Here is a 13,301-nt window from a genome sequence, read left to right on the forward strand (position 1 = left end):
AATTATTGTCGACGCGCAGATGAAATAGCAGAGACTCCTTCAGGTACGGGTGGCAATCCTGCAACCTCTGATATTAAGTTGCACCAACTTTCAATGTGCTTTATTAATTCCTGTGGTTCAGTGATGATTGGCGTCCAGGAAGCTCGGATTTCAATTTCGGCATCATCGTTACGAGGAGAAAGTTTGCCGAAGGAAGCACTAGACACACGTGTAACAGTTCCACTAGGTGCATTGAAAGCGCATTGATTTCTCTCCAATGATTCCAGAAACCAGCTCCAGCCAATTTCAGGCAACAAGGGATCTTCTTGCATTACTGGATCTACATCAGCGCTCACAAAAGTAACACAGCGGAATTCGCCATCCCATGTGGCCTGTCCACCTGGTTCGTGCAGCAGGACAAAGCGACCATTTGCAACTTCATCCTCTTCATCGGCTAACAGTCCATTAGAGACATCAGCGGAGAATGCAAAGGCAAATGTTGCTAATTTTTGAGGGGCGGGCACTTCTATAAGTGCGACCTCAGCCCGCGGGGTAAATGTGCGAAGTTGATCCACTAACCGCTCAAAAGCATTCGCATCCATTACCTCAGGATAAAGAATTAACACAGCATTTTATGGGAGGCGGGGCGGTAACCTTGCGCAATGGCTTCGCTATTGGCGCTACTTTCAAGTGCAATGTGGGGGACGGCAGATTTTTTCGCCGGGCGCCTTAGCAAGAAACATCATCCATTTGCAGTCCTTGGTTTTTCTCAAGTCTTTGGTTTGCTTGTCGGAGTATTGATAGTTGTTATCTCCGGAAGTTGGCAAGGCAAAGTATTAGGTTTCGATGGTTTTTTGATTCCAGGTGCACTTGCCGGACTGTTTGGCTATATCGGACTTGCATGTTTGTATGAAGGATTATCAACTGGTCGCATGGGTGTTGTTTCACCAATAAGCTCATTAAGCACCGTTATTCCATTGGCATATGCACTGATTACAGGTGATGTCCTTTCAACAATAACTTTATTTGGCGTAGTAATTGCTTTAGTTGGAGTCTTTTGCGCAAGCGGCCCAGAACTATCTCAAGGACTTCCGTTAAAGCCGATTCTTCTAGCTTTAGGAGCTGCAGCTGGTTTTGGTTTAGCGCTTACATTTATCGCTATTGGGTCTCAAAGCAGTGCATTGCTGACAATGGTCTCGATGCGTGGTGCAACATTTTTCGTCACGATCTCTTTGGCAATTAAATTTAAGACGTCAGGTAATTTCGATAAGAAAGCAATCCCTCTACTTTTCTTTATTGGTGCAGCAGATTTTATTGCGAATTTACTCCTTGGAATTGCCTGCACTAAGGGGCTTGTTTCAGTTGCAATGGTTTTTGGTTCCTTATATCCGATTGCCACTGCAGTTCTGGCCTATAAGTTCTTGCAGGAAAGGCTGCACAGAGTTCAATACATTGGTATTGCTCTAGCTGTTGCAGGAGTTTCGATTATTTCAGCCTTCTAATTGCGAGCTGAGTAAAAAATAGTTCCTTCGACCTCGTGAGATGTGCTGTGTGTAAATTTTGCTAGCAGCCCTTTCCAGTCGATGCGCTCATCGCCTCCTGACGCAGGGGTAACACTGAGTTCAAGTTGGTCGATGACTGCGTGATCGATCAGTTCATTGATCATTGTTATGCCGCCCTCAATCAAAATCTTTTCACCAAATTGCTTGCGGGCTTTTTCAACTGCTTGCACTGGAGAACAATTCCACAGTAGGGCCAGGTGATTGCCTTGAACTGGATTTACAAGAGATCGCGAAATCACGACTAGAGGAACTGGGGTCCGGTTATATGGTTCATGGCGGGCGGTATTGCCGCCAATAATGATGCAATCCACCTCACGACGACGCTGAAGAAATACTTGGCGATCGGCTGCGGAGCTAACGCCGGCTGATCGGCTCTCTTTAGAGGTTGAGCCATCAGATCCAACGACAAGGGTTGCAACGATGCTCACGCGGGCAAGTATTGCTTACGCCAGCTTTTTTCTCTCAAGAAATCTGTCAGTGGCAGCCTTTACATTTATGTCCATGATCATCGATTGCAATAAATGCACCATGGCTACGATCGCCTGTAACACATGCGTCGTCGCCTTTTTCCTCGAACCCTCAGCTGATATCAGCGATGCAACACTCTCGGCGCTCACCGTTCTTGCCGACAGTGGACTGACCCCACCACTGCAGTTTGACGCTCGTGGGGCTTAGGGTGGTTGGAATTTAAAGCGCTTTTAAGGCCATGAGGTTGAGATTGGGGCGCAGGCGAGGTTAGCCTTGTGCACATGTCTTTTTCCCTGCGTGTAAGAGTTACCACCAGTAGTTCTCCTGGTAGAAAATCATTGCTTGGAGACGGCCGTTTCTAATCCCGTTCTGTTTGTCACCAATGACTTTGGTCCACGAGCCGGTGGCATAGAAACTTTCATCATTGGATTGATTCAACGTCGCCCATATGGTCAAACCATTGTCTACACATCCGCCCAAGCAAACTGCGAACAATATGATGCTGAGTGGCTGGCTAATTACGGAGTCCGGGTCATTCGGGATCGATCAAAAATTCTTTTGCCAACTCCGAGAGTTTTGTTTCATTTAAAAAAGATTATCCGCAAGGAAGGTATTACAACAGCAGCTTTCGGAGCCGCAGCTCCACTTGGACTTCTATCTGCTGGTATGAAGCGCTCCGGGGTCAAACGAACAGTTGCTCTTACGCACGGACATGAAGTGTGGTGGGCAAAAGTTTTTCCATTCAATCTATTGCTGTGTCGAATTGGTTCAACAGTTGATGTGCTCACATATTTGGGAGAGTTTACTCGTAACGCGATCTCAAAGGCGCTAACTGCCCATGCGATATCAGAAATGGTAAAAATTGCCCCCGGAATCGACATTGATCACTTTTTTCCAACCGATGCAACAGCTCTTCGACAATCATTGGGATTGTCAGAGAAGAAAGTAATTGTCTCTGTTGGGCGCTTAGTTCATCGTAAAGGTCAAGATCGCTTAATTGAGGCTATGCCCGAGATTCTAAAAAGTGTGCCATCAGCACATCTATTGCTAATTGGAGAAGGTCCTTACAGAGAGCACCTAGAAAAGCTAGTCAAGGAACACGAACTCAATACGTCAATTACTTTTATAGGCAGAATTCAATACAAAGATTTGCCCATGTATCTGTGCGCTGGAGATATTTTTGCAATGCCCAGCCGTTCACGATTGATGGGTCTTGAAGTTGAAGGACTCGGAATCGTCTATCTTGAAGCCAGTTCTTGTGGATTGCCAGTACTTGCTGGAAATTCAGGGGGAGCACCTGATGCTGTTATACAGAACAAAACAGGCTTGGTTGTTAATGGAACAGACAATAGACAGGTTGCAACAGCTGCAATCGAGCTACTAACAAATGTTGAGTCGTCACAAAAGATGGGCATCGCTGGACGTCAGTGGATTATTGACAACTGGCGTTGGGAAATTTGGTCTAAAGATTTTGAGGATTTGTTAAACAAGTAATCCACGTTCTCGAGCAATGCTTAACGCCTGTACTCGGTTATCAGCATCTAGTTTTCGTAAAATAGATGAGACATGAGTCTTCACGGTGGAAACTGAGACATAGAGTTGTGTGGCAATGGCGGCGTTGGTTAAACCATGGTTGATGGATTGAAGCACATCTATTTCTCGAGCACTAAGACCAGAATCAACCCCTGATGCAGTTGTGTATTTGCTGCTAAATGAGGTTGGGCTAGATATTGCAAAATCTAGGGCTGCAATCAGATCTGTGAGGGGTGCGCTCTTAACAATGAAAGCATTAGCCCCCGCGTACTTTGCAGCCCGGAGATAATCTTCACCATCATTGAGTGTTAGTACGACTATGGCTGTTGAAGGTGAGATTTTTCGAGACCACGCAATTAAATCAAATCCGGAGCCATCGGGCAGATTGATATCAACAATGATTGCATTGGGGTTTGTTTGCGCCATAAATGCTTGCGCTTCATTGATTGATCCTGCTTCTGCAACTACTTCATAACCATGTGATTCGATTGCTGATTTGAGCCCATGGCGCACAACGGCATGGTCATCAACAATCAACACCTTCATTATTACCTTTCCAAAGGCAGCTCAATACTTATTTTTGTCCCTAGTTGGCTGGAGTCAATAGCGATATCCCCACCTATACCAGCTATTCGCTCTTGTACTCCAACAAGACCGAAGCTGCCCTCTTTGCTGCGTGCGCCTCCAATGCCGTTATCTGTAATCTGGATTGACAGGTGTGAGGCTTGTGCATGTTCTGAAACATTACGAAGAATTTCAGATAGAACTCTTATTAGTTCGTAGGTGAAATCCTTCTCCTCAACCTCAGGGATTAAGTCAGAGGCTGTGCGGAGCTGGTGAATTTCTAATCTAACTTTGTTAATCAATTCACTTATCGCAAATCTCACCTGGCGTAGAGACTCTTTTGCTTGCAGATCTTGAGAGTAAGAAATCATTGAATCAATGGAAAAGCCCAGGCCTACAAGGTCCTGGGCGATTCCATCATGAAGTTCTTGAGCGAGTATTACCCGCCTATCGTTCATTTAGAAAATAGTGCATCGATCTCTTGCGCAAACTCCTTTGCAACTACATGGCGCTTAATAGAAAGCTTGGCAGTCAGATGACCGCCTGCGATTGTGAAGTCCACAGGAAGAATTGTAAATTTGCGGATTGATTCAGCTTTGCTCACAGCCTTATTTGCTTCATCGACAGCGGTTTGAACGACAGCGATCAAATCAGGATCATTGATCAAATCGTTGATGGAAGCCCCATCTTTTTTATTGTTAGCAACCCATACCTTCAGTGCATCGGGATCGATAGTCACAAGTGCTGCTATAAATGGCTGGTTATCGCCAACGACTATGCACTGGCTTACCAATGGATGGGAACGTAGGCGATCTTCTAGAACTGCTGGTGCCACATTTTTTCCACCAGCTGTCACAATTATTTCCTTCTTGCGACCAACGATGTATAAGAATCCATCATCATCTAATTTTCCAAGGTCCCCAGTCATAAACCAACGCTCTCCATCAAAAACTTCGGCGTTAGCGGCATTGTTTTGCCAATATCCATCCATCACAATTGGGCCACGTAGGAGAACTTCTCCATCCTCTGCAATCTTTACTGAAGTACCTGGTACTGGCTTGCCAACAGAACCAACACGATGTGCACCAAACAAGTTCAGGGTTGCACCAGCAGTTGTTTCTGTTAAGCCGTAGCCTTCAAGAATTGTTACGCCAGCACCACGATAGAAGTGTCCGAGGCGCACACCGAGAGGTGCTCCACCTGAAATCGCTGCCTCGACATTTCCGCCCATTCCAGCGCGAATCTTGCTGTAGACAAGCTTGTCAAAAACCGCATGCTTGAACTTGAGAACTGGTGACATGCCCTTCTTATCAAGTCCTTCTGAGTATGCGATTGCAACATCAGCAGCCTTCTTAAAAATCTTTCCTTTACCAGCAGCTTCTGCGCGAGCTTCTGCGCCGTTGTAGATCTTTTCAAAGATGCGAGGAACTGCCAAAACAAATGTTGGCTTAAATGAGGCCAAATCCATTGGCAAGCGTGTTATGGGATCGCTGCAATGTGCAAGGTGAAGACCTGATGCAATTGCTCCAATTTGAACCATACGGCCAAATACGTGAGCAACTGGTAGGAATAGAAGAGTTGATCCACCAGGCTTTAGAAAGAGTTCACTTGCACCTTGAGCAACGTTTCCGGTCTCTGAAAGGAAATTAGCATGTGTTAATTGCACGCCCTTTGGCTTTCCAGTTGTGCCTGATGTGTAGATCAAGGTTGCTAGTGATGATGGAAGGACTGCGTTTCTGCGGCGTTCAATTTCATCATCACCAATACTCTTACCGGCCTCACGCAAGATTGATAACACATCATCTGTCATCGTCCACACCTGACGAGTGTGGGATGGAATCACAGTTTGTACTAAATCACGTAATGCGGGTGTTTCAACAATAATTGCAACTGAGTGAGAGTCATTGAGAATCCAATCAATCTGTTCAGCAGATGATGTGTCATAGATTGGCACGACAACTGCCCCTGCATACCATGTAGCAAAATCTAAGATCGTCCATTCATACCGTGTACGCGCCATGATTGCGACGCGATCTCCGATTTGAATTCCGGCGGCTATCAAACCTTTGGCAGTCGCTCGGACTTCTTCATCAACTTCGCGAGCGGTTACGGGTTGCCATCCTTCGCCCAGTGGACGAGACATGGTGATGCGCTCTGGTTCAAACCAGGCACGTTCAGCGATCAAATTAGTGAGATTTCCAGCTGTTGCAGCAGGAACTAGCGGAGGGATTGATATTTCATTCATGGGCCAACGCTAGCGTGGGGGAAGTGGAAAGGTAAAGAGGGTAACCTTCTGCCATGAGCGAATTCAGCAAATCCACGATAAGTATTGACGCCCCTATTTCCGCGGTTCAAGAGGCGCTGTTTGCCCTGGACAAGTACCCCGAGTGGTCGACCCAGATTAAATCAGCCGAAGCGATTGCCCGCGATGATCAGGGGCGAATCACGAAGGTAAAGATGAGTATCGATGCGGGCATGATGAAAGATCGTCCGACATTGGATTATGACTGGAGCGCTGCACCTAGCAAGTTGAGCTTCTCGCTAGATGATGCAGATCTTTTGACCGGCATGGATGGAATTTACTCAATCAAGAGCATCGATGAGGACACAACTGAGGTTACATACGAACTCGAAGTTTCATTGTCAATGCCACTACCTGCGTCGATGCGACAGAAAGCAGAGAAGGCAACGATTGATGCAGCGTTGTCACAACTCAAAACTCATCTAGAGGGATAGTTCTTATGTCGTATGCAATTGGTATCGATGTAGGTGGCACAAAGGTTCTCGGTGGTGTTGTTGATGAAGGTGGAAAGATTCTTGCAACTGCACGCAAAGACACTCCTCGCCAAGGTGGTCAATCTCTAACTCAGACAATTGCTGACACCGCGTTAGAACTCATGGCTCAATTTGAAGTCACGTCAATTGGCGTATCTGCAGCTGGATTTGTGTCATCTGATCGCAAGACAATGTTGGCAACTCCCAATATTGCCGACTGGAATGGCGTTAATTTAGATAGTGAACTCAACGCACTCATTGGTTTACCTGTAGTCATCGAAAATGATGCAAATGCTGCAGCATGGGGTGAAGCAAAATTCGGTGCCGGTCGCAACCACAATCACATGATGATGTTGACTGTCGGGACTGGTATTGGCGGGGGAATTGTTGTTAATGGTGATTTATATCGAGGAGCATTTGGAATAGCAGCTGAATTTGGCCACTTACGTGTGGTGCCAGATGGCCACCTGTGTGGTTGCGGTGCACGTGGATGTTTTGAGCAATATGCATCTGGAAATGCACTGCTTCGCCATGCACGTGAAGCTATTAGCGCAACTCCTGAAATCGCACGCAACCTCTTATCTCGTGGCGATGGAACTGTTGCTGGATTAACTGGGAAGGTAATAACAGAGGCTGCGCGGGAGGGTGACCCTGTTGCACTAGCTGCCTTTAATACAACGGGCCAATGGCTTGGAGCAGGTATTGCCTCCTTGTCGGTTTTGTTAGATCCAGAATGTGTTGTCATTGGTGGGGGAGTAATTGATGCTGGCGAAATCTTATTGAAGCCAACTCGTGAATCTCTCGAACGCACGATGCCATTTGCAGGAAAGCATCCTTATCCAACTTTGATTGCAGCTGCGCTAGGTAATGAAGCTGGCCTTGTTGGTGTTGCAGATTTAGCTAGAGTCTAAATTTCAAAAGGGTAACGCAAACCAATTTGGGCACGCACAGTATCTAAAGTTTGCATGATGTCGACAGTGTCTTTCCAACTCAAAATCTCTGATTGAGTCTTACCTGACACAACTAGCTTTTTAAAAGCTTCAGCCTGTTCGCGCAGCCCATGACCGGTGTATGTATGTGGGTACTGAGTCACAGAGCCATCAAACAGGGTCACCCGCATACTGGTTGGGCTATAGAAGACTCGATCTATTTCTAACCATCCATTTACACCTGCAACCACAGCCCGACATGGGGTTTGCTCGATCATCGTCGTATTCAAAATTGCTTGCGCTCCACCCGCGTAGTCAAAAATCATTGATGTCTGCGCATCAACACCTCTTTCAGTGAGGACGCCACTTGCCGTAATTTTTGTTGGGTTGCCCAAAACCATATGGGCAAATGAAACAGGGTAAATTCCAAGATCTAGTAATGCGCCACCAGCAAGTGAAGGGTCAACCAAACGTGGAATATTTTGATCGGCTAAACGTTGTCCGTGATCTGCCTGGACGGTGAGAATCTTTCCCAAAACTCCGCTTGCAATAATTTCCCGTACCTGTGCATAGTGGGGAAGGAATCGTGCCCACATTGCTTCCATCAGTGCAACATTATTCTTCTGTGCAGCTGCAACCATTTCTTGCGCCTCTTTAGCAGTGACGGCAAATGGCTTTTCACACAAAACTGGTTTACCTGCGTTAAGCGCAGCAATGACATTCTCCTTATGTGCAGGATGAGGTGTTGCCACATAGATCGCATCAATGTTTGGATCTGCCACAAGTTCGCCATAACTTCCGTAGGCGTTTCCACCAAAGGCTTTTGCAAACTCTTGAGCGTTGCTCAGAGTTCGGGAACCAACTGCGCCCACCGTATGTCCATCTAGTAGTTTCAAATCTGTTGCAAAAGCTCGCGCAATTCCACCTGGTCCTAAAATTCCCCAATTAAAATTACTCATAGCGCTGCTCCATCATCGTCGTGGTAACCGCGGTTTAACCAACGATTGATTGCTCGCTTTGCTGAAGCGATAAATCCAAGAGGTGTTTGTCGTGGGGGATTGGGTTGCACAAATCTTTCTTCATCAATTCGATCCAGCTCATCCAAGTAGGTAGTCGGAGTGGATTCATCGAGGGAGAGGCCTGCGACCATGGATTCAAACTCAGAGCGAATCAGCTCCTCTTCATCAAACTCTTCAGGCTCTTTTTTCCCGCTATTCACCCTCAGATAGTGTCATAGTCGTCAATAACCACTAAATTATCCCCGTGCTAAACGATTTGCCATATGGAGCTTTGCGAGCATTTTTGACCCCGTTCTTGATGCTTGCTTTTCGCCCTAAGGTGCGTGGCCTTCGGCATGTTCCGGGTAAGGGTCCGGTAATTATTGCCTCGAATCACCTCTCTTTTAGTGATTCGATCTTTATGCCCTTAGTAGTGCCTCGTAAAGTTACCTTCCTGGCCAAAAGCGAGTACTTCACATCTCCTGGTCCAAAGGGATTATTGAAAAAGTTAACTTTCATCGCATTAGGTCAAGTGCCAGTTGATCGCTCAGGTGGTCGCCGTAGTGAAGCCGCACTTATTACAGGGTTAAAGGTCTTAGCCGACGGCGATTGCATCGGCATTTATCCCGAAGGAACTAGATCTCCAGATGGTCGCTTATATAAAGGTCGCACTGGTATCGCTCGATTAGCAATTGAATCTGGTGCACCAGTGATTCCAGTTGCCATGTCCAACACCGACAAGATTCAACCAACAGGTAAAGTTATTCCTAATGTTAAAAGAGTTGGGATGAGCTTTGGCAAGCCAATGTATTTTGAGGGTGACTCAACAGATTTACAACATCTGCGGGATGTAACAGATCAGATTATGAATGCGATTCATGCGATGTCTGGCCAGGAGTACATCGACATCTATGCACCTAAAAAGGTAAAACTTGGCGAAATCCAGGAAGAGGATTAATCCAAAGCGTTTCGGGCAACCAAATAATTACAGGTTTGGCACTCTGGACCAGAGTCAGGAAGTTCACCTTCCAAAACATCAATGAACTGCCCGATAACTTTTAGGAAGTTCGCTTGATCACGTTCGACTGGAACGTATTTTTGAAGTACTCCAAAGCCATAATCATCAGCAGTTGTTCCTATTGCAGTCGTTGGTTTCCATACCAATAAACCAATAGATGCCACCGATTGGGATTTACCAGCAGCAGGATTTTCAAGGCTGTATGCATATGCCTCAAGCTGGGGTGAATAAAACTGCCCGCTATCGCGCTGACTATCAGAGACCTTACAATCAATTAAACCAATAGTTCCATCCTCATTTGTTGCGACAAGGTCATACTTTCCTAAGATACGCCAGCGTGTTTCTTGGCCATTGACAACGAGCGGCTTGCTCTTCACCCACTCGCCCCATTTGGTAACTTTTCCAGCTCGAAGCGAAGGATCAATTGTTGACATGTCAGCACCTTGAAAATGTTCTTCTTGCAACGCAGCCATAGTTCCAACAAGTGGGAACGCTCCTGGCATCGTTACCTTGAACCAGTACTTAATCCATAAACAACGCTTGCAGGTGGACAGTCCAAAAGTTAGATCTGAAGGAGAGATGTTTTCGCGGGCTGGCTTAGCTGGTTTGATCATGGAGTAATTGTGTACTTAGGCACTGACAATTGCAGCGATCAAAACAGATATTCCAAGAATGATCATTATTGTGCCGCCCGTAGCGCGAAGTCTTTCTAATTGCTTGGAGTCGGTAGCAAGCCATTGACGGGCGGTTCCAGCTAACAGCCCCCATGTTCCGTCTGAAAAAAATGCCAAGATCGCAAAGATGCCACCCAGCAGAATCAATTGAGAAGTAATGCTGCCACGTTCACGATCAATGAACTGCGGTAGAACGGCTGCAAAGAAAACAACACCTTTGGGGTTGAGCGCGCCAACCCAGTAGCCATCCCACATCGAACGACGCGCACTCGGTGCAACATCGCCCTGGTTAGTCATGTCAGCTGCATGCACCGTGCGTTTTCTAATTGCATCAATTCCAAGATAGATCAGATACAGGCCGCCACCCCATTGCACCGCGATGTAGGCAAGATCTGAACGCTGCAAGATTGGACCAAGGCCAAGTGCCACAAAGACTGACAAGGAGAAAGCACCGGTGACATTTCCAGCAACTGAAAAGACCGCTGTTGCACGGCCCCAGGCGATGGCCCGAGCGATAACAAAGAGCACGCTGGGCCCAGGGGCCAAAATGATGACCATGGCTGCGACGATGTACTCGGCAAGCCGTGTGGGAATGATCATGTGGTGAGTTTAACGGCGCGTCTGGGTTGCGTAGGGCAGGTATATCCCAATAGATTACGGCTCGATATATCGAATGGATACATTCCACGGAGTACTTGGAAAGGAGGCATCAGATGCGCTCACGGTCAGAGTCGCTCGAATTTGCCCTCCTAGGCCTGCTCTCACAAGCCCCATTGCATGGCTACGAACTTCGAAAGCGCATCGGCACCATCTTCGGTCCATTTCGCGCACTGTCATTTTCAGTTCTCTATCCGCAGCTTCGACGAATGATGGAAGCGGGCATGATCGAAGAAACTGTTGTTGAAGCGATCTCTCGTCGATCTCGCATTGTCTATGCCATCACCGACAAAGGCGCTCGCAGATTTGAATCATTGACCGAATCCGTAACACCTGAAACTTGGGAGGATGAAGGTTTCGAAATTCGTTTCGCATTCTTTAGCCCAACCTCAGCAAATAACAGAGTAAGAATTCTTGAGGGACGCCATCGTCGCCTCAAGGAGAAAGCCGAAATCCTTCGTGGTGAACTTGAGAAGTCACCTGTTGGTATCGACAAATATCTGGAGGAGTGGCGACGTCACTCACTGGAGACAGCTGATCGAGAGATTGCTTGGCTGGAAGACATGATCAAAACCGAGAGGAAATAGAGTGAATATCACAACCGGTAAAGGCGACATCCGTGTTGCAATTGTTGGCGTTGGAAACTGCGCTAACTCATTAGTCCAGGGCGTTGAATACTACAAAGATGCTGCCCTAGATCAAGAGATCCCAGGTCTTATGCACGCTGTTGTTGGGGGATACCACATCTCTAGCATCAAGTTTGTTGCAGCCTTTGATGTTGATGCAAAGAAGGTTGGGCTAGATCTTGCTGATGCAATTTGGGCAAGTGAGAACAACACAATTAAATTTAGTGATGTTGCAAAGACTGGTGTTCCAGTTCTTCGCGGTGTTACAAATGATGGTCTTGGTAAGTACTACAAGGAAACTATCACAGAGTCAGATGCACCTGCTGTAGATGTAGTGAAGGTTCTTAGGGATGAAGCGATCGATGTATTGATCTGCTACCTACCTGTAGGTTCTGAAACAGCTGCTAAGTACTACGCACAGTGCGCAATCGATGCAGGATGTGCTTTCGTAAACGCACTTCCAGTCTTCATCGCATCAGACCCAGTATGGGAAAAGAAGTTTGCAGATGCTGGACTTCCAATCGTTGGAGATGACATTAAAAGCCAAGTTGGTGCGACCATCACTCACCGCATCATGGCTAAGTTGTTCCAGGATCGTGGCGTTCACCTAGACCGTACCTACCAGCTCAACGTTGGTGGAAACATGGACTTCAAGAACATGCTCGAGCGTGATCGTCTTGAATCAAAGAAAATCTCTAAGACAAATTCTGTAACCTCACAGCTCAACCATGATCTTGGTGCAAAGAATGTTCACATCGGACCTTCTGACTACATTCCATGGCTAGATGATCGCAAGTGGGCCTACGTTCGCCTCGAAGGCCGTGCATTTGGCGATGTTCCTCTGAGTCTTGAGTACAAGTTGGAAGTATGGGATTCACCAAACTCAGCTGGCGTCATCATCGATGCGCTACGTTGCGCAAAGATCGGTCTTGATCGCAAGATTGGTGGAGCATTGCTTTCACCATCTAGCTACTTCATGAAGACACCACCAACTCAGTACACAGATGAGGCAGCGCATCAAAAGACTGAAGACTTCATTTCAGGAAAGTCAGATCGCTAGTAGGACATAGATTGCAAATGAAAGCGCCCCCGGGATAATCCCAGGGGCGCTTTTTTAACTCCGTAGCGAAAGTCGTTGGCACGGCTAATCGTTGTGACGGTTACACAGTGCTTTTCCATCTGGGCCAAGATCTAGATGAAAGCAGGGTGTATCCAAATTATCAAAAGCTTTGTCCCCGTAATGGGCGCGATATGCCAGTGCTAGTAGTACCCGTAGATTTGTTTCACTATCTGATTTGATTCCAAAAACTTGAGCACTGCGACTGACCGTGTTCTCTACTACTTTTTCACTATGTGATGTCTGAAGAGCGATGGCACCGTTTGATTTTCCTTCACAGACCATTTCCAGAACCAATTGTTCAAATGGAGTTAACTCTCTTGTTGAAATCGTTATGTCTCTAGCCATGTGACTGGACCCTCTCCGCGTGTCTTTATTGTGCTCTTTTTAATTGCGCGGGT

17 protein-coding genes are annotated in these 13,301 nt (G+C 46.7%); 7 read left to right on the forward strand and 10 right to left on the reverse strand.

Features of this window, described 5'->3' with window-relative positions:
* Positions 1-2: 2 nt before the first annotated feature.
* The gene (locus AC9UEY_RS00965; protein WP_509536499.1) at positions 3-581 is read right to left on the reverse strand and encodes a DUF3000 domain-containing protein; all 579 of its coding nucleotides are present in this window, start codon (positions 579-581) and stop codon (positions 3-5) included.
* A 60-nt stretch (positions 582-641) separates the two neighbouring features.
* On the opposite strand from AC9UEY_RS00965, the gene AC9UEY_RS00970 reads away from it, so the two are divergent.
* Positions 642-1,481, forward strand: a complete 840-nt coding sequence (locus tag AC9UEY_RS00970) for an EamA family transporter (protein WP_509536501.1) — start codon at positions 642-644, stop codon at positions 1,479-1,481.
* Here AC9UEY_RS00970 and AC9UEY_RS00975 read toward each other — a convergent pair.
* Positions 1,478-1,969, reverse strand: a complete 492-nt coding sequence (locus tag AC9UEY_RS00975; protein WP_509536503.1) for a dihydrofolate reductase family protein — start codon at positions 1,967-1,969, stop codon at positions 1,478-1,480. The two genes, AC9UEY_RS00970 and AC9UEY_RS00975, sit on opposite strands and share 4 nt — an antisense overlap.
* 382 nt (positions 1,970-2,351) lie before the next feature.
* Between AC9UEY_RS00975 and AC9UEY_RS00980 the strand changes: the two genes are divergently transcribed.
* On the forward strand, positions 2,352-3,503 hold the full coding sequence (locus AC9UEY_RS00980) for a glycosyltransferase family 4 protein (protein WP_509536505.1): 1,152 nt from the start codon (positions 2,352-2,354) through the stop codon (positions 3,501-3,503).
* Here the strand turns inward: AC9UEY_RS00980 and AC9UEY_RS00985 are convergent.
* Genes AC9UEY_RS00985 through AC9UEY_RS00995 form a run of 3 tightly spaced genes read right to left on the reverse strand, consistent with a single transcriptional unit; the run spans position 3,492 to position 6,351 of the window.
* Complete coding sequence (locus AC9UEY_RS00985) at positions 3,492-4,088, reverse strand: response regulator transcription factor (protein ID WP_509536507.1); 597 nt, start codon at positions 4,086-4,088, stop codon at positions 3,492-3,494. The genes AC9UEY_RS00980 and AC9UEY_RS00985 overlap by 12 nt on opposite strands.
* A gap of 2 nt (positions 4,089-4,090) precedes the next feature.
* Positions 4,091-4,564, reverse strand: a complete 474-nt coding sequence (locus AC9UEY_RS00990) for a sensor histidine kinase (protein ID WP_509536509.1) — start codon at positions 4,562-4,564, stop codon at positions 4,091-4,093.
* The gene (locus AC9UEY_RS00995) at positions 4,561-6,351 is read right to left on the reverse strand and encodes an AMP-dependent synthetase/ligase (RefSeq protein WP_509536511.1); all 1,791 of its coding nucleotides are present in this window, start codon (positions 6,349-6,351) and stop codon (positions 4,561-4,563) included. Before AC9UEY_RS00995 ends, AC9UEY_RS00990 begins: the two co-directional genes overlap by 4 nt.
* Positions 6,352-6,404: 53 nt before the next feature.
* On the opposite strand from AC9UEY_RS00995, the gene AC9UEY_RS01000 reads away from it, so the two are divergent.
* Together AC9UEY_RS01000 and AC9UEY_RS01005 are read left to right on the forward strand one after the other, a co-directional pair.
* Positions 6,405-6,842, forward strand: coding sequence for an SRPBCC family protein (locus AC9UEY_RS01000; protein ID WP_509536513.1), 438 nt, complete (start codon positions 6,405-6,407; stop codon positions 6,840-6,842).
* Positions 6,843-6,847: 5 nt separating this feature from the next.
* Entirely contained in the window at positions 6,848-7,792 is a 945-nt protein-coding gene (locus tag AC9UEY_RS01005) for an ROK family glucokinase (RefSeq protein WP_509536515.1), read from the forward strand.
* On the opposite strand, the gene AC9UEY_RS01010 is transcribed toward AC9UEY_RS01005, so the two are convergent.
* Positions 7,789-8,769: a Gfo/Idh/MocA family protein gene (locus AC9UEY_RS01010; RefSeq protein WP_509536517.1), complete on the reverse strand. Its 981-nt coding sequence runs from the start codon at positions 8,767-8,769 to the stop codon at positions 7,789-7,791. The two genes, AC9UEY_RS01005 and AC9UEY_RS01010, sit on opposite strands and share 4 nt — an antisense overlap.
* Positions 8,766-9,029, reverse strand: a complete 264-nt coding sequence (locus AC9UEY_RS01015) for a hypothetical protein (RefSeq protein ID WP_509536519.1) — start codon at positions 9,027-9,029, stop codon at positions 8,766-8,768. The genes AC9UEY_RS01010 and AC9UEY_RS01015 overlap by 4 nt, the downstream gene beginning before the upstream one ends.
* A gap of 98 nt (positions 9,030-9,127) precedes the next feature.
* Between AC9UEY_RS01015 and AC9UEY_RS01020 the strand changes: the two genes are divergently transcribed.
* A complete protein-coding gene (locus AC9UEY_RS01020) occupies positions 9,128-9,766 on the forward strand; it encodes a lysophospholipid acyltransferase family protein (protein ID WP_509536574.1) in 639 nt (212 codons plus the stop codon).
* Here AC9UEY_RS01020 and AC9UEY_RS01025 read toward each other — a convergent pair.
* Together AC9UEY_RS01025 and AC9UEY_RS01030 are read right to left on the reverse strand one after the other, a co-directional pair.
* Entirely contained in the window at positions 9,763-10,440 is a 678-nt protein-coding gene (locus tag AC9UEY_RS01025; RefSeq protein WP_509536521.1) for a PD-(D/E)XK nuclease family protein, read from the reverse strand. The two genes, AC9UEY_RS01020 and AC9UEY_RS01025, sit on opposite strands and share 4 nt — an antisense overlap.
* Positions 10,441-10,455: 15 nt before the next feature.
* The gene (locus AC9UEY_RS01030; RefSeq protein WP_509536523.1) at positions 10,456-11,100 is read right to left on the reverse strand and encodes a LysE family translocator; all 645 of its coding nucleotides are present in this window, start codon (positions 11,098-11,100) and stop codon (positions 10,456-10,458) included.
* A 113-nt stretch (positions 11,101-11,213) separates the two neighbouring features.
* Here AC9UEY_RS01030 and AC9UEY_RS01035 point away from each other — a divergent pair, with 113 nt between their 5' ends.
* A complete protein-coding gene (locus AC9UEY_RS01035) occupies positions 11,214-11,744 on the forward strand; it encodes a PadR family transcriptional regulator (protein ID WP_509536525.1) in 531 nt (176 codons plus the stop codon).
* A 1-nt stretch (position 11,745) separates the two neighbouring features.
* A complete protein-coding gene (locus AC9UEY_RS01040; protein WP_509536527.1) occupies positions 11,746-12,843 on the forward strand; it encodes an inositol-3-phosphate synthase in 1,098 nt (365 codons plus the stop codon).
* An 84-nt stretch (positions 12,844-12,927) separates the two neighbouring features.
* Here the strand turns inward: AC9UEY_RS01040 and AC9UEY_RS01045 are convergent, their stop codons facing one another.
* On the reverse strand, positions 12,928-13,248 hold the full coding sequence (locus AC9UEY_RS01045) for a LuxR C-terminal-related transcriptional regulator (protein WP_509536529.1): 321 nt from the start codon (positions 13,246-13,248) through the stop codon (positions 12,928-12,930).
* Between the last annotated feature and the right edge of the window lie 53 nt (positions 13,249-13,301).

It is taken from the genome of Candidatus Planktophila sp., assembly GCF_040402275.1.
In the GTDB taxonomy this organism is placed as follows: domain Bacteria; phylum Actinomycetota; class Actinomycetes; order Nanopelagicales; family Nanopelagicaceae; genus Planktophila.

Coding starts and splice junctions, on each gene's coding strand:
- AC9UEY_RS00965 (WP_509536499.1), bottom strand. CDS start 581: ATGGATGCGAATGCTTTTGAGCGGTTAGTGGATCAACTTCGCACATTT.
- AC9UEY_RS00970 (WP_509536501.1), top strand. CDS start 642: ATGGCTTCGCTATTGGCGCTACTTTCAAGTGCAATGTGGGGGACGGCA.
- AC9UEY_RS00985 (WP_509536507.1), bottom strand. CDS start 4,088: ATGAAGGTGTTGATTGTTGATGACCATGCCGTTGTGCGCCATGGGCTC.
- AC9UEY_RS00990 (WP_509536509.1), bottom strand. CDS start 4,564: ATGAACGATAGGCGGGTAATACTCGCTCAAGAACTTCATGATGGAATC.
- AC9UEY_RS00995 (WP_509536511.1), bottom strand. CDS start 6,351: ATGAATGAAATATCAATCCCTCCGCTAGTTCCTGCTGCAACAGCTGGA.
- AC9UEY_RS01000 (WP_509536513.1), top strand. CDS start 6,405: ATGAGCGAATTCAGCAAATCCACGATAAGTATTGACGCCCCTATTTCC.
- AC9UEY_RS01005 (WP_509536515.1), top strand. CDS start 6,848: ATGTCGTATGCAATTGGTATCGATGTAGGTGGCACAAAGGTTCTCGGT.
- AC9UEY_RS01010 (WP_509536517.1), bottom strand. CDS start 8,769: ATGAGTAATTTTAATTGGGGAATTTTAGGACCAGGTGGAATTGCGCGA.
- AC9UEY_RS01020 (WP_509536574.1), top strand. CDS start 9,128: ATGCTTGCTTTTCGCCCTAAGGTGCGTGGCCTTCGGCATGTTCCGGGT.
- AC9UEY_RS01025 (WP_509536521.1), bottom strand. CDS start 10,440: ATGATCAAACCAGCTAAGCCAGCCCGCGAAAACATCTCTCCTTCAGAT.
- AC9UEY_RS01030 (WP_509536523.1), bottom strand. CDS start 11,100: ATGATCATTCCCACACGGCTTGCCGAGTACATCGTCGCAGCCATGGTC.
- AC9UEY_RS01035 (WP_509536525.1), top strand. CDS start 11,214: ATGCGCTCACGGTCAGAGTCGCTCGAATTTGCCCTCCTAGGCCTGCTC.
- AC9UEY_RS01045 (WP_509536529.1), bottom strand. CDS start 13,248: ATGGCTAGAGACATAACGATTTCAACAAGAGAGTTAACTCCATTTGAA.